Consider the following 19,914-nt stretch of genomic DNA (forward strand, 5'->3'; position numbering starts at 1 on the left):
ACGGTATCCGCGCCAGTTGCGCCTCACAGCGCATTCAGCAGCGGCATTAGCCTGTATTTACGCTGATGCTTCTCGCGCAGGGCATCGCGGTAAGCGCGCCATTCAACTTTCTGGCCACACGCTTCGTGGGCCTGTTTGACTTTGCGCAGCCACTGGGCCGCATCTTCGTAGTGGGCCGACTTGGCGCCGTCCATGATCGGTTCCGCCTGCTGGCGGGCTTGGGCGATCACCCATTCCGGCCGCGACGGGATGGCGGCATCCATGACCCGCGCCAGGGTTCGGGGCAAGACGTAGTGATGCTCGACCACCGCGATAGCATCGTCGATCAGGTTCTCGTGCAGGAAAACGTCAACCTTGGTTTCGGTGGCGATTTGAGCCTTGTCGCGCAGAAAATCCAGCAGTTTCGGCTGTTGCTCCGGCCATCCGGCGCCGGCCAGCGTTTGCACCCGCTGGTAGGCGTCCAGGCTGGGCACGATCCGAAACGCGATCAGACCCGCCGCCAGCGCCCGTTCGTTTTGTCCATGCGCGGCGATCCGGTCGCGCAGCCAGATCGCCAGTTCGGCTTGAGGGTGCGCGTCGTACCGGCCGAATTCCCACCTGTGTTCCATGAGTTCCACCGGTTCCGGGTCATGCGGTGCCGTCGAGTCTGGCGGGCGCAGGCCATGCTCGGCAACCTGGAACGCCGCTTCGATCTCACCGCGTTCGTACAATGCCTTGACGAGTTCCAGCATCCCCTGGTCGGAAAGCGGCTGTTCCATTCCGGTGCGCACGGCGTTTTCAACCCGATCCAGCCGCAGCAACTTGAGGGCATATTCATCATAACGATGCTCGGCCTGGGCTAGATTCAGATAAGCTTCGTGTTGGCCGGTCCGCTCCAGAATCCGCAGCCGCGCCCGGGCAATTTGCGTCCGCTGAGCGTAGGGCGGCGGATCGTCGCCCCACAGACCGCCGGGAACCGTTTCCCCTTGCAGAATACGGCTCAGCGTGGGGTCGTCCCAGCCTTGCCGGACCACGGTTTGCAGGAGTTCCAGAGTGTCGGCGACGGATTCATCGAAGTCGTCCACCCAGTCCCCCAGCCGGTCGGCCCAGTGCCGGCGTTCCTCGGCGCTCAGGTCGGGATCGAGCAGCGCCTCGCTCCACAGCGCTTGAGTGCCGTCGAAGAAGACGCTGGTGTCCTCGCCGATTTCGTGCAGCATTTCCCAGTGCTTGCTGAATTCATCGGTGATGGCTTCCAGAATCGCCAGTGCGGCGCGGCCGTCTCCGGCCTCCAGCGCGGTCTGGGCCTGTTCCGCCAGTTCGACGATGTCATCGACCGCGCCGTAACCGTCCTCGTCATAACTCCTGTCCCAGTCGCTGTGGGTGAGTATGGTATTGCGGACGCTTTGCCGCAGCGCGCGAGTGTTCACCAGAACCGGCGCGGCGCGCTGGGTGGAAGCCGCGGTGGAACCATCCGGTGGCGTCGGGGTGATGTAGGGCAGGGCGGTTTCGATCATGTCGTTCAGGCGCGGGATGCGATCCGCCAGTTTCAGCAACAGTGCCTGCAATTGCGCCCGGTCCAGCGTCGCCAGCGTCTCAGCGAGAGGTGGGCGGATTTCCACCGCGTCCGGTTGTGCGGCGCAGGTCAGCAGCACGGCGACGATGTGCTTGCACCAGCCCTCGTACTCGTAAGGGCAGGTACAGCCCGCGTCGGCGATCCTGGTTCCCTCGAACTGAATCCACACTCGATAGGGACGGGGCATGCTGCCCTGAACATCGGCTTCCAGTTCGTCACCGCGCCGCGTCAGCGGCCCGACTACGCCTTCCTGGACATATTCCCGGCCGCGCTCGATGGAACGGTCGGTGGCATGGTTGCATAACTGGGCGGTGTCGAAAGTGGGAGTAGGCATCGGGAGTGACCTCAATCGCTGAACATATCAAGCCTTCATATAGTTTAGCGTCATGGATTGGAGGGATCGGCAACGGAGACGATCCGGGCCGATGGCGCGATCATGATCGTCGATATGACAAGGTTAACAGCGTGAGGGGATTTGCCCGCCGTGGCAAACGGGGTTAGATTGCCCACATCTCCGCCGAACCCTATTCCCATGTCCAAAATCACCAAAAGTATTTACCGCATCCTGTTCATCAACCACGGCAAGCTGTACGAGCTGTACGCCCGTGACATCCACCAGGACGAACTGTACGGCTTCATCGAAGTTGAGGAACTGATCTTCGGCGAACACTCCAGCGTACTGGTCAACCCGGCCGAGGAAAAACTGCAAAACGAATTCGCCGACGTGAAACGCACCTTCATTCCGATTAACGCGGTGATGCGGATCGATGAAGTGGAGCGGGAGGGGGTCAGCAAGATTCGTCCGACGGAAGGCGGCGACAACGTGATGCCGTTCCCGCAGCCGGTGATACCGCCCGGTGGCGGGCGCGGCAAGGACTGAAAGTCGGATTCAAAACAGCTTGGCGAGGGGAGGTGACGATGGAACCGGCATGGTGGGAAATTCTGTTGGGCGGAGTCGCGGCGTTGCTGGTGATTTTATGGTTCCGGCCAGGTATCAAGGCGTCCATCGAACGCAGCCGTACCGCCAAGAAGGACTGGCCGGCGGTGCTGATCCCGCTGGCGCTGGTGGTGCTGTTCGTGATCCTGTTGACCCAGTTGGTGCGGGGGTGAGTTCGGCTGTTGGGGTGGGATGACCCGCGCTGGGTTTTTAGGCAGAGTGGCGGACTCCCAGCATCACGCCGAGAACCCACCCTCCAATATAGCGATGGAAGGCCGGACTTTTCATGTCGCGAGTTTATCCACCGTCACGCTGTGCCAGTCGCTTGCGGCGGCCCTTGTCGGTCAGGCGGTATTTCTGCTTGCTGCTGCGCGGCTTGTCGGGGATGGTCATTTCAATCAGACCGACATCCAAAGCGGGGAGCAGATAGGCCTTGCGGAAATGCTCATCGTCTTTTAGCCCGAGTCCCTCTTTGAGCTGTTGACGGGTCATTTCGCCAGTAAGGACCGAGATCAGTCTGACTTCCGGGGTAACTTCCAGCGTGACTTCCGGGGTCGAAGTGGTCATGGTATCCAGGATCATCCGCAGCATGAAGGCGATGAAGGGCGCGGAGTCGGTCTGCCGGGTGCTCTCCTGAATAGCTTGGTAATACTCGGCCTGGTGCTCGAAGATCAGGCTTTCCACCGGGATGTCGGCGAACAGAGGATTCCATCGGGCCAGAATCAGGCTCTGCCACAGCCGCCCCATGCGGCCGTTGCCGTCGGCAAAGGGGTGGATGAATTCGAATTCGTAGTGAAAGACCGAGCTGGTAATCAAAGGATGGGCGTCGGTGGCCGTCAGCCAACCGAAGAGATCGGCCATCAGGGTCGGTACGCGGTCGGCGGGTGGCGCTATGTGGATTACCTGCTGCCCTGCCATCACCCCCACGCCGCCGTGCCGATACAGTCCCGCCTCGTCGATCAGGCCGGACATCAGAATCCGATGCGCCTCCAGCAGGTCTTTTTCCGCCTCGGGATTCCAGGTGTCGAACCGGTCGTAGGCGGCCAGGGCATTTTTCACCTCCTGCACCTCGCGGGGCGGGGCGATGACCCGCTTGCCGTCCAGAATCGCGGTAATGTCTTGCCGACGGCCTGGCGGAGCGTTTCCAACTGACGCTGCCCTTCCGGGGATGGCGTGGTTTTTCGTTTGGTGTTCGTCGTCTGGCCTCTTCAAGCAGAAGCTGATAGTAGTCGTCATGCACGATATCGCGCTCACTGCCGCGCTGTTCGAAAATCAGCACCGGGCTTTCCCCGTCGTTCATGAAGCAGGTGCGGCTATCTCATTTTGCTGGTGCGGGCCATGCGGTCGTTGGCGTCGGTGCCGTAGATGCAGCGATTGGAGAGTTTCCACAGACGAGAGCCATCGCGCTTCTGGTCGATGAGCGCCTGTACCTCGTTGAATTTGTCCTGGAGATTCTTGGCCCGCTGCTCCTCGGTGAGCGACTTGTCCTTCTCAACTTCGGCCTTGAAAGCGTTGTATTCGCGGTCGGCGTCGGCGAGGATCTTTTCGCGCACGATCTTGAACACCCGGATCAGAAAACCGCCTGAACCGCTGGCCGGGTCGCAAACGATCTCGCCTTCCTGGGGATCGACCATGAGTAATTCGCCCGCCGTCATTGGCGGGCGCGGATTGGAACGATGAACCGCGTTCAGTAAAGCACCTGCGCCGAGTCGATCTCATTGCTTCGCAGGGACAAGGTCACGTTGCCACCGGATTTGCGAATCTTGATCTTGACGATCCCTTCCGCGACCGTTTCCAACTGCCCTCTGAAGGTGGCGCCGGTGGCGATTTTCAGCTTGGCGATTTTGCCGACGTATTGACCGAGTTCGCCGACTGGAGTCGGGTGGTAGCTTTTTCGGATCATGACGACCTGTTCGGAGGGGGCCGGCGTGACTTTTTCCACCGATTGTTCCGGTTTCGGTTCGGCGCCCAGGGCGCGGGCTACCTTGGCGCTGTCCCAACTTGCGGACAAGTCGGTCACCGCTTCGTCGTTGACCTGCATTTTCAGACCCAGCAGTTTAATGGCGTCTTCGGCGCTGTAATGCTGAAGCTCGGTGGGGTCGATGGGCGCGGGAGGCGTGGCGGTGAGGGTGATCCGTCCGCCTTCGGACAGAAAGCGCCGGTACGCCGCAACCAGTCCCGGACCCGGATTGATGCCGTTGGCGCCCAGGCGTTCGACCAGCAAGCGCACATGGTTGGCGAGGTAGTCGTCAATGGTTTTGCCGGCCTTGGCGGCGCAGTAATTGTTTCTACGCTGGTTGAAACCGTCGTCCTGGATCGTGACGTTCAAGCTGGCCAGCTTGGGTTTGGTCTGGGCGGCCAATTCCATGATGGATCGCACGGAACCGGGGGTGGAGAAGCCGATGTCCATGTTCATCGTCGCCCAATCCCGAGTGTTGCTGTCTACCCGAACTTCCAATACGTTGCGAGCGGCATCGAGGCGGTAACCGATTTCAACGTTGCCGATAAAATGATCGTAACCCATCTCCTGCCACTCGGTACCGCTGAGATGGGCGACCTGCCCGCACCCCAGCGCATCCAGATCCTCGAGCGGGCCGCTCTGCCGGGAAGGCGGCGACGACGCGCCGAGAATGCCGCCGTGCAAGGGAAGCTCGAATTCGCGCACGGAGAGCGACAGCGCGCTGGGTAGTTCTCCTTGGCTCAACTGCCAACGGGTTTTCAGCAGGGCCAGAATGTTGGGAGCGTGCATCCGAATGGCGCCGATGGTGATCACGTCGTTCACCATGTTGGGCGCGATCCGTAGCCGCGTGACCCCCAGCGATCCAGCCGGCGAGACTGCGATGCCACCGTAACTGATTTCGGCGAACGGCTTGGCCATCATCACGAATTGATCAACTTGCTGTTTGGTGTTGTACCACAGGTAACCTCCCACACCGCCAGCGATCAGGATCAGGACGATGAGAAGGGCAGCCATGATTTTCATCAGCTTGCGCATGACGGGTACCTTGCGGGTTGCGGGTTGCGGGTTGCGGGTTGCGGGTGGCGGGTTGTGGGTGGCGCGGCGGCCATGGCTCAATGGTTAAATGATACGCTGCGGCCAGTAAGCTTGCTGAACGACATGAGGATGGTTTGTTCGATTCAGGTCATTTGTTAAGCTTGCGAAGGTGCTGCCGGCGCGCTGGCCGGGGTCGCCGCCGCCACCAATGAAAAGAGGCCATCCATGAATTTCGCGCAGATCGCTCTACAGATTCCGACTCTCCTGCTACCCCGGTCGGAGACGGACCTCACCCGCTGGGCGGTGGTCGCTTGCGACCAATACACTTCGCAGCCGGATTACTGGGCAAGGGCCGAGGCGCTGGTCGGCGAGGCGCCCTCCACGTTGCGGCTGATCCTGCCGGAGGTTTATCTCGGCGCCGCCGACGAGGCCGCGCGGATTCAAGCCATTCAGGAGGCCATGCGTCGCTATCTGGCCGAGGGTGTGTTGGCGCCACAACCGCCGGGTCTGGTGTTGGTGGAGCGGGAGACGGCGCGCGGTCGGACCCGCCGGGGACTGATCGTGGCCCTGGATTTGGAGCATTACGACTTCAATCCCGGCGCCAAGACCCTGATTCGCCCGACCGAGGGCACTATCCTGGAGCGTTTGCCACCGCGGGTACGAGTGCGCGAGCACGCGCCGCTGGAACTGCCGCACGTCATGGTGCTGATCGATGATCCACGGCATCTGGTGATCGAATCGCTGTTCTCCGAACCGCTGGAACCTCTGTACGACGTTCCACTGATGCTGAACGGTGGTCGGGTGCGCGGCTGGCGGTTGGGGCATCCACTGTTGGTGCAGTGGGTGGTCGAGCAGCTGGCGCGGCTGGCCGATCCGACGTTGTTCGCCGAGCGTTACGGCGTGACCGACGAGCCGGTTCTGCTGTACGCCATGGGCGACGGCAACCACTCCTTCGCCACCGCCAAGCGGATCTGGGAGAACCTCAAGCGCGCCGCGCCCGACCCGGCGGCGATCATGAACCATCCCGCCCGCCACGCCCTGGTCGAACTGGTCAACCTGCACGACGAAGCTCTGGAGTTCGAGGCGATCCATCGGGTGGCGTTTGCGGTGGATGTCGAGCATCTGCTGGCGGCGCTGGCGGCGTTTTGCCAGACGCAAGGCTCGGCGCTGACGCGGATCGAAAGCCCGACCTGGGTGGCGGCGCGCCAGCGCTGGGCGGAGATGCAACAGCCCGGCCGGCAGGTGATCGGCTTTGTGGCGGAGGGACGTTGCGGCGTGCTGGTGATCGAGCAGCCACGCCTGACCCTGCCGGTTGCCACCTTGCAAGCGTTCCTGGATGGTTATCTGGCGGACCAGACCGGCGCCCGGCTGGATTACATCCATGGTGAGGACACCCTGGAGCAACTCGGCGCCCGGCCCGGCAATATCGGCTTCTCTCTGCCGGCGTTGGCCAAGGACGACTTTTTCCGCACCATCATCCGCGACGGCGCCCTGCCGCGTAAAACCTTCTCGATGGGTGATGCCGACGAGAAGCGTTTTTATCTGGAGTGCCGCCGGATCGTGCCCTGATGGATCAAGGACAGGGGCAGGGGACGGACGGAGACGAAGACCTGCGCTCCGCACCCTGTTTCATAAGCTGAATAGGCTGACGCCTGGTTGACGAGGAGTTTGAAATGTCCAAGGCCCCGGACTTGAATTGGGTTCGCAATATCGGCATCGCCGCACATGTGGACGCCGGCAAGACCACGCTGACCGAGCGGATGCTGTACTACGCCGGCGCCTCCCATAAGATCGGCGAGGTTCACGAAGGCGCGGCCCACATGGATTACATGATCGAGGAGCAGGAGCACGGCATCACCATCACCGCCGCCGTGACCCGGCTGCCCTGGCGGGATCACCTGATCCAGTTGATCGATACACCGGGTCATGTGGATTTTACCATCGAAGTCGAGCGCTCGATGCGGGTGCTGGACGGCTGCGTGATCGTCCTGGACGGGGTGCGTGGGGTAGAGCCGCAGACCGAAACCGTCTGGCGCCAGCGCACCCGCTTTCTTTTGCCGGCTCTGTTCTTCATCAACAAGCTGGACCGGCCCGGCGCCGACTTCAGCCGCGCCCTGGCGACGGTGCGGGAGCGTCTGGGCGTGGAATCGGTGGCGGTGACGGTGCCGCTGCCCGATTACGACGGCACGGTTGTCCACCTGATCGACCGCACCCGACTGCGCTTCAGCGGCGAGCGCGGCGAACAGTTACAGGTCGAAGCCTGCGACCCGGCAACCTGGGCCTGGGCGCAACCCTGGCGGGAAAGTCTGCTGCTGGCGGCGGCGGAGATGGACGAAGCACTGGCCGAACAAGTGCTGACCGATCAGGAACCGGAACCGGCGGCGGTGTGGGCGGCGCTGCGCCAGGCCACGCTGGCCGGCAAGGTTTGCCCCTGTTTCGCCGGTAGTGCCCTGCGCAATCAGGGCGTGCAACCGTTGCTGGATGGCGTGGTGCGCCTGCTGCCGGCCCCGCCCGAGCGTCCGCCGAGCCTGGCGCGCCGCGCCGATGACGGCGAGGAGTGGGTGGCGATGGACCCGGCCGGTCCGCTGGCGGCGCTGGTGTTCAAGGTGCAGATGTGGGAAGGCCGCCGCCATGTGTTCGCCCGACTGTATCGAGGCACGCTGAAGGCCGGCGACGAGGTGACGATTCCCGGACCGGACGGTGCGACACGGCAGGAACGGGTGGCGCGGCTGTTCGAGGTGGACGCCAACCACAAGGCGCGGCTGGATCAGGTGAGCGCCGGGCAGATCGTGCTGCTGGCCGGGCTGCGCTGGGCGACCACCGGCGATACCCTGTGCGCGCCGGACCATCCGCTATGGTTGGAGCGTATCGAGACCCGCGAGCCGGTGCTGGGGCTGGCGATCGAGCCCCAGTCCAGTGCCGACGAAGGGAAGCTGCTGGAGGCGCTGGACAAGTTGCAGCAGGAAGATCCGACCCTGCGGGTCGAGGAAGATAAGGAGACCGGCCAGCGCGTGCTGCGCGGTATGGGCGAGTTGCACTTGCAGATCGCCGGTGAGCGGCTGCGGCGGGAGTTTCACGTCAATATCCGGGTCGGCAATCCCGATGTGGTGCTGCGCGAGACGGTCGCCCAGGCGGCCGAGGCCGACCACCTGTTTCATCGGGTGATCGAGCAGCCCGATGGCAAGAAGCTGGAAATGAAGGCGTGGGCGCGCGTGGCGGTGGAGCCGCTGCCGCGTGGGGCCGGCGCCACCGTCGGCGCCGAACCGCGCCCGCGACCGGAAGGCATTGACTTGAATCCAGCCCAGCGCGAAGCCATCGCCGGCGCCGTCGAGGACGTGCTGGCCAACGGCCCAAGCACCGGCGCGCCCTTACAGGATCTGGCGGTCCGAGTGCTGGACGTGGAGCTGTTCGGTGCCCTGTCCAGCCCGCAGGCATTGCGGGTGGCGGTGGCGGAAGCGACCCGCAAGGCGCTTGCCCGGGCCGGTGGGCTGATCTTGCGGCCGATCATGGCCACCGAGGTGGTGGTGCCCGAAAGCGACGTCGGCGCGGTGCTGGGCGATTTGCAGTCCCGCCGGGCGGTGATCCGGGATACCACCAGCCTGGGCGAAGTGACGGCGATCCACTGCGATTGCGCCCTGGACCGGCTGCTCGGTTACATCACCGATCTGCGCGGCATGACCCACGGCCGAGGTCAGTTCACCATGCGCTTTGACCGTTTCGACATTGGTTGAGCCGGCCTGGCGTGGCAACAGGTCCCGCCGTCACTCCCATCTCCCTGTGGGAGAGGGGTTGAGGGTGAGTGTTCCGGTAGAACGCTATCTGACCGCGAGCTGCCCGATGATGACATGCGGCAGGCCGTCGAAGAGGACCTCCGTTCCTAAATTGAATTTTCCCCGGGACGTGTCCGGGGTGTGGATAAAGTCCGGCGGTGCCCCAACGCTGCTGGCGGATTGCACGGCCCCAATGGGCCTGAAGTCGCCGAGCGCGACGGCGCGAATCGCCAAGACTCTTTCGATGGTGGGCCGGGCGGCCTGGGCGCTCTTGGGTCCGGCGGCCTGGGCAGTCCTGGTGGTAGCCGTTCTCCCCCCTCTACCGGGGCAAGGGGGCGAGAGGCAGTCCGGCGCGGCGGTCGGCGATGGCGCGTTCGAGAGTGCGCCAAGGGGAGTGGCCGCGCTGGCGGCAGGTATCGATGACGCTGGCGAGCAGAGCGAAGACCCGCGAACCCACCGGGGTGCGGGTACCGTGACTGATCTTGCGCGCGATCACCCAATGGCGTAGTGCCCGCTCTGCTACATTGTTGGTCAGTGGCAGTTCGGGATGACTCAGCACCTGGAAGATGGCTTCCCAGTCGTTGAGCAACTCCACCGCCAAGGCGTGGGTTTTGGCGTGGGCGTGACCCTGGCGCCGTTCGCAGGCCGCGCGCAACGCGGCCAGTACCATCATGTGTTGGGTCGGCGGCGCGACCGGCGGCGGACCTTCGCGGGCCGCGTAGACCGCCGCCATCAGCGCCTCCAAGGTCTCCAGCACGAACCGGCCAAAGACACGGGCCTCGCGGTCGCCACTCTCGGCCAAGCCCCGCGCCTTGCGAATCAGGTGTGCCCAACAGCGTAACCGGCGCGGGTGGTTGCGGTAGGCCATCCAGCCATCGCTCATCAGCCAGCCGCTAAAGCCGTCCAGCACGTTCTCGACCCGCTCCTTGCCGCGCCCGGCCACGTAGTACAGGGTCGCGGTCGCCGCGACAAACACCCACAGCCACAGCGGCCGGCCGTGTTCGGGCCAGGAGGTTTCGTCGGCGTGCAGCAGATGGCTGTCCAGAACCGCCTGGACGAGTTCGTCTTCCGCCGGCGCCACGGCCGCGCCGGCTTCGTGGAGCGTCCGATGGATCGTGCCGGTACTGAGCTTCAGGCCCAGCCACTCGTCCAGGAATTCGCGAATCCGCGCCCGCGACAGCCGGAACCGGAAAGCCAGTGCCACGATCAGCGCCGCCAACCCCGGCCCCACCAGCCGCCATTCGCTGAGTTCAATCCCCGCCAGCAGTGGGTCCACCACGCCCTGGCCGGCCACCGCCCGGGTCCGATGGCCACAGGCGCAGGGGGCTTCGTCATAGCGATGGTCCACGACCCACAGCGTCAACCCCGGCCGCGCCGGATCGCCCCAGTGCAGGTCGACCGCCTGAAACCCGGTGTAGGCCACCGCACCCACTGGGTCCAGCGGCCGGCCACAACCGGCGCAGGTGTCGGGGTAATGGGCCTGTTCGGCATTCGCCTGGAACACCTGAGTCCGGCCGATCCCCGGCGCCCCCGGCTGCTTACCCGGTTTACGGGCGGGTTTCGCGTCCGCCGGTTTCGCCTCGGCCGACGGCGGTTCCGCCGGCACCGGCTTCGCGTCTGCCGGTGCCGACTCGGGTCCCTCGTCCGCCGCATCGGCGGCATCCGATTCCGGCCCGTCACCCGGTCGGTCCCACGGCGCCCGACTGCTCGGCGGCCGCGAACTGTTGTCCGGTCCCTGATTCAACCGGTCCAGCGCCTCCTTCAAATCGTCCAGCAGCTTGCCCGACAGCGCACGCACCTCGGCCTCCCCAGCGAATCCAGGTAGGCGTGGTCTAATTGGCGCAGGCTATGTGGGCTGAGGTGCATGGTGGTTGATCGTGGGGCTGGACTCTAGTTTTCCATACCTACTCCCCGAGGGGAAGTTAGCCATTACCGGGAGGGGTGTGAAGAGTTACTCCTGGTGAAGCCGACGATCATGAGGACGCCCGCCGACGCGGCCACCGTCTTGGCGGCGGGTGCGGACAGAAGCGCCGCGTAGGCCGCTATTTCGGTCGCGGTGGCCGCCGCGCCAGTGGCTGCGACGACTTTGCCGGCGATCGCCGCAGGGGCGACTATCGTCGAAGTGGATCCGACCGCCGCCCCGGTCCCGACCGTGGCTCCCGTTCCGACCGTTGCGCCGGTCCCGACCGTTGCGCCGGCCGATGCGCCTGCGCCCACGGCGACGACGTGGACGAGAGCCACGCTGGCTCCCACAATGATGACGCCCGCGGCTACAGCCCCCAGTAATATGGAGACATAGTGCAGCCGTGCCCTCATGTCCTTTACATCACGGCCGCCCGGGAAATCGTAGGACGGCTTGACTCGCATGTACTTGTCCTTGAGCGTCTCGTTGTATTGCTGGTAAAACTTCCAGGCGACCTCCCGTGGCGCGATGATGACGTGATTCGGAGCGCCCGGATCAAAGAAACGAATCTTCTTCGGGAGCTCGGCCCGCAGATCTCCAGTAAGTTGGATGAAAGCCGGGTCCACGGCCACGAGATCCAGGTGGCGCGCGGGCTGCTGCCTCCTCCTCCGCCTTACCGGTTGGCGAATGTCGTAGAGGATCAGTCCTCGCGGCGGAGTGTGGTTAGTATTCTGCGTACAGACGAACCGCTCGAGCAAGTCGTTGGGGAACGGCAAGCCATGAGGGGGGAACCAGTTAGCCTCCCAAGAATTCCACGCCTGCTCTTTATGCCTGCGCCCAAGATTGTGCGCAACGTGGTGAAAGCGATTGATATAAGGCGCGGCATCAGGGTTGACGCCGAGTTCTGGCATGAAAAAGTAGGCTTGCCGATTCCTGAAATCGACAATGTCCGGGCGATCCCCCTGCGCCCACTGGCGGAGCGTGTTTAGCAATTCTCTTGCGAATGGCTGGTTCGGTGCGCCACCCGGAACCTGGAAATTGTAATCCCAGTTGATACTGCGGAAGACCGCAGCTTCCTGTACGTTGGCATTAGTCAAATAGGCGCGGGCAATGATATCCGCAGCATCCAGTACCGCATTTTCATCGATTGCGACCAGGTTGCCATTACAGGCTGGACCGGGGTGGCGCTGGATCACGCCGGCTGGAGCAGCCCCGAAGGCGAAGTCCAGCGGCAACGGGCGGCCGGCGGCCACGAGGTCGGCAGCCCGATCCGCCGCGCTTTCTAACGGGTCGTTGACAGCGCCCACCTGCACCGGCGAGGGCGGGTCTGCGCCGCTCTGCTGGACGACATGGGCCAGCTCATGGGCGAGCAGCCACAGGCCCGCTCGCGCTTCGGGGCTGTAGCGTCCCTCCGCGAAGACAATATGCGAGCCGACGGTGTAGGCCCCCGCGCCGATGGCTCGGGCGGAGGCGGCTGCCCGTCCGTCGGTGTGCAGGCACACATGGCCGAAGTCGCGGACGAACCTCGCCTCCATAAGAATGCGGACGGCAGGCTCCAGCGGCAAACCGGGTGAGCCCAGCACTTCCTGAATGACTGGCCGGTAATCAATGGGTTGGTGTTCGAGTGTCATTGCGACCTCCTGATTGGGGTAATACCGTTTACCGATAGGTTTTGTATTTTCAGGTCAAAAACAGCGCCATTCGTCATACCTGCTTTCGCGGGTATGACGGAATAGCAAGAGCCATGAAAGCGAAAACCTACCGGGAAACGGTATAACCTTGGGCGGACTTCCCCTCAATGCGTGTTTCCAGGCACGCCTCGGCAGGTTCAATGAAATCAAGTCAACGCCACAGGTTAAGGTTCGGGTGGGCGGGTCGATGGGGCTTGGGGTTTGAGGTAGACGCTGATGTATTGCTCGTAATGTTGGCCGTTGAGGGTGTGGGCATCAGGGTTTCGGGCGTCGCCGGTGATGATGAAGCGGCACCGCGAAAGTTTTTGGCCGGCGACAGGGGTGGCGTCCGGGTCTTCGGCGGCGCAGACGCGGAGTTGGAAAACAGGATCGCGGCGTTGCTCGGGCGTGGCGCGGCCCACGGCCACGGCGGCGACCGGGGTATCTGCGAACAGGTTGCCGAAGAAATCGCCCTCGTGAAGGGTGAATTCCCGGCGTTCCGGTTCGGTGGTTTGCAAGGCGGGATACGGGCCGTGGTCGGCGCGCAGTGAGATCTGGACCTCGACGCCGAAATGGTTGGTTCGGGCGAGGATGCAGGCCGAGACCCAGCGTTGCTCGTCTTCGGTCAGGGATTGATGAATCCAATGGGGCGCCAAGCCCAGGGTGCCGGGAAATTCGTAGTGTTGGCCCGCGACGTCAGCGTAGGCGGTGACGCCCGCGCACAGGGCGCAGTCGGTCAGATATTTAATGAACTCTCGGCCGGGCTCAGTCTGAGCGATGCGGTTGGCTGGGTCGTTTAGGGGATAGCGTTGCGGGGATGACGTGGCGTCGGCGATCGGACAGCTAACCGGCGGCGTTCGAGGGTTGCAACCAGACGCGGCGAGGCCGAAGATCGCCAGGCCGGTGGAAAGGCACGCGGTAAAGGCTCGGGCGCGGCATCGCATGGGGGTGTTTCCTCGACCCAGGGCGCTAAATCCGCCCGTCGCGATTATTCATTCTTTCCTTGTTGACGTAGCGCAGGTCCACGCCGGAACCGGTCCCAACCGGAACGCCCAAGCACTACGAGCTTGGGCGTTCCGGTTGGGAATCCACGCGGGCAGCACCGGCAGCGGGGGCATGAAGGGATGGCGTGGGTGCGCCGGGGGTTGGTCGAGGGTGGCTTAGTTTGCCTTGATCAGCGGCACTTGGGCCAAGCCCCGGAGGTTCAAGGTTTGATCTAAATCATTCAAGCTGACGCCATTGGCGGCTAACTTATTAGCGGCCAGCTTGGAATGGGCGTTGAACGATAACAACACCATGGACGCGATTGCGACAACTGAGAACAGCTTTTTCATTGATTGATCCTCTTAAAGCCAGGTCCCAATGAACGATCCGCTAAGGTTGGAGGCGATTCGGAACGCGAACAGCCTCGCTTGCAAATGCATTTCAATCTCATTTGCAGCTTGAAATATAGCCTTCAAATGAATCAAATACCAGAGTAAGCAACTCAGAAATAAAAATTTTTCCACCTTCAAACCCTATCCCAAGGGATTGTGCAAAACGCCCCTCAATCGAGCTTTCCCTGGTCGAGCTGTTCCAGCAGCGGCGGCGTGACGTCGTCGAAACGGACGATCCGCCGGCCTCGATGATCGCGCAGGAAATCCTTGGCCTCTTCTTCGGTGCCGAGCGGCACCAGTTCGTGGCCCATCGGCCCGAGCATGTCGGAACCGATGACGTACCAGGCGATATGGGCGTCGATCCGGCTCAGACCGTAGTACTCGGTCACGCCGATGCGGGCGATGTCGTCCCGGTGGTGACCGGGCGCGTATTTCGGCAGGTTCAGCAGGTACTTGAATAGATCCTTGGCGCCGTCGAAGTGGTGGGCGTGACCGTCCTGGTACACCACCGTCGCTACCCAGTCGGGGTAAAGACCGACGAACATGCCGCAGACCGGGCAGGTGTCCTTGGGGCCAGGCGCGGGTAGTGGTAAAGGTTCCGCCCAGGCCGACGCCAGGCTGAAGATCAGCAACCATGCCGCCAGTCGGTGGATGCTGAGCATTGGCTCCGCTTTAAAAAAGGGGACGTGGTAAAAATTGCGTGGTTCGGGGAAAGGGCCGCTTTTCACTGTCCTTGTCCGGCTTGTCCGGCTTGTCCGGCGCGCTGTCGCCGTTCCGCCCGCTTTTTGCGGATCATCTGGGTGTCGCTGGCCATGCTCAGATAGGCGGCGCGCAAGGCGGCATCGAAATTGCCCAACTCTCCACCCTGCTCGGCCCTGGTTGCTTCCGCCGCTGGCCTGGCGCTGAAGGCGACCTTGCTCTGCTGGGTCATCACCCCCGGCAACTTCGAGCCGATCAGATAGATGGCTTTATCGACGTCCATCAGCGGCTTTGGCTCGGTGGTGGCGCCGTAGTCGGCGGCGTAGATGGCTTTGGGTCCCCGGTCCAGGTTCAGCGCCAGGCTGAGCGCGGCGCAGTGCAGCGAGCAGGTCGGGTCCACTCGATCATCCTGATAGTGAACCAGATGGCGGCTGTAGTGGAACTGGCGCCGATCCATGCCGCAATAGGGGCACTTGGGGTATTTGCTCAGCTCATTGTCCAGCGGATCAGGGTCCGGCTGGGTCTTGGGTACGAATTGCAGGGGTGTGCCGTCGTCCGCGCACGGGGCGGCGTGAGCCGCCGGGCTCAGGGCCGTGATACTGGCGGTGGCGCCCGCCGCGGCGAGAATGCGCAAAACCTGTCGGCGCTCGGTGTGGATGGGATCGCTCATGGATTGCATGACTCCTGCTGTGGTTTTAAGAGCGCCATTTTAGGACAAGGCGGCACGAAGCGTTTTGAGAATGCTCATAGCAGACTGGCGATCGCCCGTTCGAACACCTCTGGCGTGGATTCGCCGACGATCCGGGCGCGGATGACGCCCTGCCGATCGACGATGAAGGTCATCGGCAGGCCCATGACCCCATAGCCGCGGGTTACTTCGCCTTGCGGGTCCAGCAACACCTCGTAGGAAATGCCAAGTCCCTGGACGAAGGGCCGCACGGTTTCCAGCGGTTGCAGCACGTTGACGGCGAGGATGGCCAGTCCCCGGTCGCGGTACTGGCGGTAGACCGGCTCCAACGCCTGCATCTCGGCGTGGCAGTAGGGGCACCAGTCGGCCCAGAAGCGGATGGCAACCACTTGGTCGCGATACTGCTCGGGGAAGCGGACGGCGGGGCCATCCAGCCGCTCCAGGGTGAAGGCGGGGGCGGGAGCGTCGGTTTTGACGGCGGTGACGTTCTGCTCGCAGCCGGCGAGGAGGGCGAGCAGGAGGAGGGTGGGGAAAAGCCAAGGCGGGGATGGAGCATGCAACAAGCCGGCGCTTTGCCGATCCCGCAAATTCGATGTTAAATTGAACACCTTATATAGCATCGTGGATGACCTGATGAGAGTTGCGATTGATGAACTTCCCACTTGAAATTATCGCTGAATGGGATGCCGAAGCCGGAGTCTGGGTTGCCGCCAGCGACGATGTGCCAGGACTGGTCACGGAGGCTGAGACCATGGAGATCCTGCTGGCAAGGTTGCGGATCATGATTCCCGAATTGCTGGCGCTCAATGGCATGGCGCGGCCGGGCGATATTCCGTTCCGCCTGCGTAGTGAGCGACTCGAACATGTCCGGACGGCTTGATGGATGACTTGACGCCGGACCTGAAACGCATGTTGCGGGATGCGGGTTGTCATTTCGCGCGACAGGGGAAGGGCGATCACGAAATCTGGTTCAGCCCGATGACAGCCCGACATTTCGTGGTGGATGGTGCGATCAAATCTCGCCATACCGCCAACGGGGTATTGAAGCAGGCCGGTCTGCTGAAACGATTTTAGCGTCACCCCAGCAAAATCAAATTCGACCGCAGCATCAACCATGTCGCCAACCCGTAAAACACGCCGAATCCCGCCAGCGCCAGTCTGGTCAGCCGCCGAACCTCGCCTGGAATCGTCGCTTGCAGGCTGACAATCCGGCGGAACGGGGCGATGATCCCGGCGCCCATGCCGGCGGCGGTAGCGGCGAACAGCGGCAGGTATAGCGCATAGCCGACGTAATCGTAGCCCGCTTTCAGCAGACAGAACGGGCAGTGATGGTTGGGATTTTCGTACACGTACAGCGACAGGAAGGCGACGATGGCGGTGATGGCGACCGCGAAGGTCAACAGGTTGACGGCGGCAAACACAGGTCCCAGCCGGGGCCAGCGCCGAAACGCCAGCCCCATGATCAGCAATAGTCCCGCCATCGCGTAAAACAGCGCCAGTGCCGGGCGCGCCGGGAAACCGGCCAGTTCCGCCGCCACGCCCTGGCCCGCCGCGCTGAACAGCGAACCGCAGCAGGAGGTGATCACCTCCGGTTCCAGCCCAAGGAAAAAGCGGGTTTGCACCGCCCCCTCCAGCAGCGCCAGCGGTGCCAGCGTCAGCAACAGCCCGTACTTGACCCGCACCAGCGGATAATCGTAGCCCCGGTTATCCACCCGGTTGAGCAGCAGCCACAGCGCCGCCAGGAAAAACAGAGCGATCTTCAGCAGCAGAGTCGGGAAACCGAAAGGGTTGACGTTCAGTACGCCGGTGGCGCACATCGCGCCGACGAACTGGCCGGACAGGCTTTCGGCGGTCTGCGCGAACAGCAGCAGCGACAGCAATTCCGCGCCCAGGGCGAAGCCGAGCAGGGTGGAAATCAGATAGGTTCGCCGTTCCAGCCTGAGCTGCAATTCGCTACCGCTGTGGATGTCCCAGCGGTGCAGGATCTTCCAGGCGAAGCCAGCGGCCAGCAGCACCGTGCCGACGACGCTCAGGGCGATGAGTTGCAGGGCGACGATGGCGGGCGTGATCAGCATCGCGTGTCTCCCACGATGCTTCCGTCGTGCAACTCGATCACGCGGTCCACCCGCGCCGCCTCGAATACCAGCGGATCGTGGCTGCTGATCAGCACGGTTCGCCCTTGCGCCGCCAGTTCGCCCAGCAGCGCCAGCACCTCGCGCGACAGGGCGCTGTCGAGGTTGGCGGTCGGTTCGTCGGCGATCAGCACCGCCGGATCGTTGATCAGGGCGCGGGCCAGGGCGGTGCGCTGCGCCTCGCCGCCGGACAGCCATTCGACCCGGTTCTCCGCCTTCGCGCCCAGCCCGAAACGGTCGAGCAGCGCTCGCGCGCCGTCCCGCAGCTCACGATACGGTTTCCCCAGCGGATAGGCCGGCAGCATCACGTTTTCCAGTACCGTCAGTCCTCGAATCAGATTGAACTGCTGAAACACGAAGCCGAAAGTGTGTCGTCGCACCTCGGTGAGAAAACGCTCGGGCAGGTTGGACAGTAGCCGGCCGTCGAGCGTAATCCGTCCGGCGGTGGGCCGCGCCAGACCGCCGATCAGGGTCAACAGCGTGGTCTTGCCGGAACCGCTGGGTCCCTTGAACACGGTAATGCCGCCGCGTTCCAGACTCAGGCTCAGCTCGCGCAGCGCCCGGCATTCGCTGGGCTGACCCTGATTGAATACCTTGCTGACCTCGCGCAGTTCGATCATCCGCGCATCGCCGCGTCGGGATCGACGATCGCCGCCCGCCAACCGGGGATCAGGGTGGCGACGATGTAGGGCAGCACGGTCACCGCCAACAGTACGAGAACCTGTTGCAAATCGACCGCCGGTGTCAGCCGGAAGTCGGGATACAGCACCGCCCAGCCCTTGAGCACCGGTGCGAACAGTCGCGCACCGCCGTAAAACACCTGCCACCAGGCCAGTAGATAGCCAGCCAGAAAGGCGGTCAGCGACAGCAGCGCGCCTTCCCACAGTTTCATGCGCAGGATGTCGCCGGTTTCCCAGCCGATGGCCTTGAGGATACCGATCTCGCGCTTTTCCTCGGCGCTGAGGCCGGCGGCCTTGTCCCAGGCCAGGATCAGGAAGGCCAGCGGCAGCGAACCCAGCGCGACAAACACCATACCCTCGCGCCAGTGGAACACGGCGTCGTAGGTGCGCAGGATTTCCGCGCGCAGAATTGGCCGGCTGGCGGGCAGGGCGAGCGCGATTTTGCCGGCCACGGTAACGGCCTCGCGCGGGTTGCGTACCGCCAGCACGGCGTCGGTGTAGACCTCCGGCGGCAATTGGAAAAGCTGGCGAAAGCCGGCGTCGGACAACAGCAGCAGGTCGGCGCTCAGCAGTTCCGAGGCGGATTCCAGCACGCCGGTGATTTTCAGCGGCAGTGGTCGGCCATCGGTCGCGCGCAGGCTCAGATAGTCGCCAACGCCGATCTGGCGGACCCGCGCCAGCGCCGCGCCGATGACGATTTCATCCGCCGCCAACCCGCGTTCCGGCGCGGCCATCAGGGTATAGTTGGCCTTGACCGCCGGATCGTAGTAGTAACCCCACAGCCGGCCCCGCGCGGAAGCGACCCCGCGAATTCGCCGCAAGGTATCCAGCCAGGCCGCCGGCAGCAGATCGTGGCGACCGGCGACCAGGCGTTGCACGATCACCTCCGGCGCATCTTGCAGCAGTAGCGTCGCTTCCCGCCGCAGCCCCTGACTGAGCAGCAGCACCGAGGCAAACAGAAACACCAGCAGGGTATAAACCAGCAGCAGGCCGAGATTGCGGGTCTTGCGCCGCAACAGGGCGGCGAGAGTGTAGTCGATCAGGTATTTCTGCCGTTCGAGGAAGGCTCGCATGGCGGAATCGGCGGCGGTTGGGAGCAGGAGTGGCGGAACGGTATCGTCGCGGAAATCGAGACCGACCGGCATTGACAATTCTCCAGTCTGAAAGCCTTGGCGATGAAAAAACCGTTCAGCGGGAAGAGGGCGTTAAACCAGGCGGAGGAGGCAGCAGCGTACCGGTGGGAAAGTGGTCCAGTGCCGCCGGATGATCCTGAAACGGGCTGTGCCGGTCGGCTTGGCTGGGATGGCGGGTGTAGCGAGCCTCGGTGAACAGGCTGAGGTCGGTCAAGCCCAGTTCGCGGACCAGCGCCCGGTTGGTGGCGCGATCCGTTGAACGAGAGCGCCACGCCGCGTCCGCCAGCGTCAGTCCGAACAGTAGCAACAAAATCGCCAGCAAGGTCAAAGCGACATTCGCCATGCGGGGATGAGGGCAGCGTCGAAGCAGCATGGATCA

The 19,914-nt window shown here is 63.5% G+C and carries 19 protein-coding genes and 2 pseudogenes; 6 read left to right on the forward strand and 15 right to left on the reverse strand.

Going from position 1 to position 19,914, the window contains the following annotated elements; genetic code table 11:
* Positions 1–23: 23 nt before the first annotated feature.
* On the reverse strand, positions 24–1,886 hold the full coding sequence (locus IPM89_05295; GenBank protein ID QQS55228.1) for an SWIM zinc finger domain-containing protein: 1,863 nt from the start codon (positions 1,884–1,886) through the stop codon (positions 24–26).
* Positions 1,887–2,084: 198 nt separating this feature from the next.
* Here IPM89_05295 and IPM89_05300 point away from each other — a divergent pair, with 198 nt between their 5' ends.
* Complete coding sequence (locus IPM89_05300) at positions 2,085–2,432, forward strand: DUF1820 family protein (protein ID QQS55229.1); 348 nt, start codon at positions 2,085–2,087, stop codon at positions 2,430–2,432.
* A 38-nt stretch (positions 2,433–2,470) separates the two neighbouring features.
* A complete protein-coding gene (locus tag IPM89_05305; GenBank protein ID QQS55230.1) occupies positions 2,471–2,662 on the forward strand; it encodes a hypothetical protein in 192 nt (63 codons plus the stop codon).
* 124 nt (positions 2,663–2,786) lie between these two features.
* On the opposite strand, the pseudogene IPM89_05310 reads toward IPM89_05305, so the two are convergent.
* The 3 genes and pseudogenes from IPM89_05310 to IPM89_05320 form a co-directional block, all read right to left on the reverse strand.
* Positions 2,787–3,605 (reverse strand): annotated as a pseudogene (locus tag IPM89_05310) (Fic family protein).
* Between the two features lie 203 nt (positions 3,606–3,808).
* Positions 3,809–4,123, reverse strand: a pseudogene (locus IPM89_05315) (N-6 DNA methylase).
* Between the two features lie 53 nt (positions 4,124–4,176).
* The gene (locus tag IPM89_05320; GenBank protein ID QQS55231.1) at positions 4,177–5,463 is read right to left on the reverse strand and encodes a hypothetical protein; all 1,287 of its coding nucleotides are present in this window, start codon (positions 5,461–5,463) and stop codon (positions 4,177–4,179) included.
* A gap of 246 nt (positions 5,464–5,709) precedes the next feature.
* On the opposite strand from IPM89_05320, the gene IPM89_05325 reads away from it, so the two are divergent.
* On the forward strand, positions 5,710–7,053 hold the full coding sequence (locus IPM89_05325; GenBank protein ID QQS55232.1) for a DUF1015 domain-containing protein: 1,344 nt from the start codon (positions 5,710–5,712) through the stop codon (positions 7,051–7,053).
* A 104-nt stretch (positions 7,054–7,157) separates the two neighbouring features.
* A complete protein-coding gene (locus IPM89_05330) occupies positions 7,158–9,215 on the forward strand; it encodes a GTP-binding protein (GenBank protein ID QQS55233.1) in 2,058 nt (685 codons plus the stop codon).
* Between the two features lie 358 nt (positions 9,216–9,573).
* On the opposite strand, the gene IPM89_05335 is transcribed toward IPM89_05330, so the two are convergent.
* The 7 genes from IPM89_05335 to IPM89_05365 form a co-directional block, all read right to left on the reverse strand.
* Positions 9,574–10,860, reverse strand: coding sequence for an IS66 family transposase (locus IPM89_05335; protein QQS55802.1), 1,287 nt, complete (start codon positions 10,858–10,860; stop codon positions 9,574–9,576).
* A 323-nt stretch (positions 10,861–11,183) separates the two neighbouring features.
* On the reverse strand, positions 11,184–12,788 hold the full coding sequence (locus IPM89_05340; GenBank protein ID QQS55234.1) for a DUF4157 domain-containing protein: 1,605 nt from the start codon (positions 12,786–12,788) through the stop codon (positions 11,184–11,186).
* A 224-nt stretch (positions 12,789–13,012) separates the two neighbouring features.
* On the reverse strand, positions 13,013–13,771 hold the full coding sequence (locus tag IPM89_05345) for a hypothetical protein (GenBank protein ID QQS55235.1): 759 nt from the start codon (positions 13,769–13,771) through the stop codon (positions 13,013–13,015).
* Positions 13,772–13,987: 216 nt separating this feature from the next.
* Positions 13,988–14,161 (reverse strand): hypothetical protein, encoded by a 174-nt coding sequence (locus IPM89_05350; GenBank protein QQS55236.1) that lies wholly within the window; start codon positions 14,159–14,161, stop codon positions 13,988–13,990.
* Positions 14,162–14,373: 212 nt separating this feature from the next.
* Positions 14,374–14,865, reverse strand: a complete 492-nt coding sequence (locus IPM89_05355; GenBank protein ID QQS55237.1) for a nitrous oxide reductase accessory protein NosL — start codon at positions 14,863–14,865, stop codon at positions 14,374–14,376.
* Between the two features lie 62 nt (positions 14,866–14,927).
* Complete coding sequence (locus tag IPM89_05360; GenBank protein QQS55238.1) at positions 14,928–15,572, reverse strand: nitrous oxide reductase accessory protein NosL; 645 nt, start codon at positions 15,570–15,572, stop codon at positions 14,928–14,930.
* 74 nt (positions 15,573–15,646) lie between these two features.
* A complete protein-coding gene (locus tag IPM89_05365) occupies positions 15,647–16,210 on the reverse strand; it encodes a TlpA family protein disulfide reductase (GenBank protein QQS55239.1) in 564 nt (187 codons plus the stop codon).
* Between the two features lie 29 nt (positions 16,211–16,239).
* Between IPM89_05365 and IPM89_05370 the strand changes: the two genes are divergently transcribed.
* Together IPM89_05370 and IPM89_05375 are read left to right on the forward strand one after the other, a co-directional pair.
* On the forward strand, positions 16,240–16,470 hold the full coding sequence (locus IPM89_05370) for a DUF1902 domain-containing protein (GenBank protein ID QQS55240.1): 231 nt from the start codon (positions 16,240–16,242) through the stop codon (positions 16,468–16,470).
* The gene (locus tag IPM89_05375; protein ID QQS55241.1) at positions 16,470–16,664 is read left to right on the forward strand and encodes a type II toxin-antitoxin system HicA family toxin; all 195 of its coding nucleotides are present in this window, start codon (positions 16,470–16,472) and stop codon (positions 16,662–16,664) included. The genes IPM89_05370 and IPM89_05375 overlap by 1 nt, the downstream gene beginning before the upstream one ends.
* 2 nt (positions 16,665–16,666) lie before the next feature.
* On the opposite strand, the gene IPM89_05380 is transcribed toward IPM89_05375, so the two are convergent.
* The 4 genes from IPM89_05380 to IPM89_05395 form a co-directional block, all read right to left on the reverse strand.
* Entirely contained in the window at positions 16,667–17,665 is a 999-nt protein-coding gene (locus tag IPM89_05380) for a hypothetical protein (protein ID QQS55242.1), read from the reverse strand.
* Positions 17,659–18,342 (reverse strand): ABC transporter ATP-binding protein, encoded by a 684-nt coding sequence (locus IPM89_05385; protein QQS55243.1) that lies wholly within the window; start codon positions 18,340–18,342, stop codon positions 17,659–17,661. Before IPM89_05385 ends, IPM89_05380 begins: the two co-directional genes overlap by 7 nt.
* Positions 18,339–19,475 carry an FtsX-like permease family protein gene (locus IPM89_05390; protein ID QQS55803.1) on the reverse strand — a complete coding sequence of 379 codons (1,137 nt, stop codon included), beginning with the start codon at positions 19,473–19,475 and terminating at the stop codon, positions 18,339–18,341. The genes IPM89_05385 and IPM89_05390 overlap by 4 nt, the downstream gene beginning before the upstream one ends.
* A gap of 115 nt (positions 19,476–19,590) precedes the next feature.
* Positions 19,591–19,908 (reverse strand): hypothetical protein, encoded by a 318-nt coding sequence (locus IPM89_05395; protein QQS55244.1) that lies wholly within the window; start codon positions 19,906–19,908, stop codon positions 19,591–19,593.
* Positions 19,909–19,914: the final 6 nt, after the last annotated feature.

Source organism: Candidatus Competibacteraceae bacterium, assembly GCA_016699715.1.
Lineage (GTDB): Bacteria > Pseudomonadota > Gammaproteobacteria > Competibacterales > Competibacteraceae > Competibacter.

Excerpts from the sequence above, each read along its gene's own strand:
- IPM89_05295 (QQS55228.1), bottom strand. The coding sequence starts at position 1,886 with ATGCCTACTCCCACTTTCGACACCGCCCAGTTATGCAACCATGCCACC.
- IPM89_05300 (QQS55229.1), top strand. The coding sequence starts at position 2,085 with ATGTCCAAAATCACCAAAAGTATTTACCGCATCCTGTTCATCAACCAC.
- IPM89_05305 (QQS55230.1), top strand. The coding sequence starts at position 2,471 with ATGGAACCGGCATGGTGGGAAATTCTGTTGGGCGGAGTCGCGGCGTTG.
- IPM89_05320 (QQS55231.1), bottom strand. The coding sequence starts at position 5,463 with ATGGCTGCCCTTCTCATCGTCCTGATCCTGATCGCTGGCGGTGTGGGA.
- IPM89_05325 (QQS55232.1), top strand. The coding sequence starts at position 5,710 with ATGAATTTCGCGCAGATCGCTCTACAGATTCCGACTCTCCTGCTACCC.
- IPM89_05330 (QQS55233.1), top strand. The coding sequence starts at position 7,158 with ATGTCCAAGGCCCCGGACTTGAATTGGGTTCGCAATATCGGCATCGCC.
- IPM89_05340 (QQS55234.1), bottom strand. The coding sequence starts at position 12,788 with ATGACACTCGAACACCAACCCATTGATTACCGGCCAGTCATTCAGGAA.
- IPM89_05345 (QQS55235.1), bottom strand. The coding sequence starts at position 13,771 with ATGCGATGCCGCGCCCGAGCCTTTACCGCGTGCCTTTCCACCGGCCTG.
- IPM89_05350 (QQS55236.1), bottom strand. The coding sequence starts at position 14,161 with ATGAAAAAGCTGTTCTCAGTTGTCGCAATCGCGTCCATGGTGTTGTTA.
- IPM89_05355 (QQS55237.1), bottom strand. The coding sequence starts at position 14,865 with ATGCTCAGCATCCACCGACTGGCGGCATGGTTGCTGATCTTCAGCCTG.
- IPM89_05360 (QQS55238.1), bottom strand. The coding sequence starts at position 15,572 with ATGAGCGATCCCATCCACACCGAGCGCCGACAGGTTTTGCGCATTCTC.
- IPM89_05365 (QQS55239.1), bottom strand. The coding sequence starts at position 16,210 with ATGCTATATAAGGTGTTCAATTTAACATCGAATTTGCGGGATCGGCAA.
- IPM89_05370 (QQS55240.1), top strand. The coding sequence starts at position 16,240 with ATGAACTTCCCACTTGAAATTATCGCTGAATGGGATGCCGAAGCCGGA.
- IPM89_05375 (QQS55241.1), top strand. The coding sequence starts at position 16,470 with ATGGATGACTTGACGCCGGACCTGAAACGCATGTTGCGGGATGCGGGT.
- IPM89_05380 (QQS55242.1), bottom strand. The coding sequence starts at position 17,665 with ATGCTGATCACGCCCGCCATCGTCGCCCTGCAACTCATCGCCCTGAGC.
- IPM89_05385 (QQS55243.1), bottom strand. The coding sequence starts at position 18,342 with ATGATCGAACTGCGCGAGGTCAGCAAGGTATTCAATCAGGGTCAGCCC.
- IPM89_05390 (QQS55803.1), bottom strand. The coding sequence starts at position 19,475 with ATGCGAGCCTTCCTCGAACGGCAGAAATACCTGATCGACTACACTCTC.
- IPM89_05395 (QQS55244.1), bottom strand. The coding sequence starts at position 19,908 with ATGCTGCTTCGACGCTGCCCTCATCCCCGCATGGCGAATGTCGCTTTG.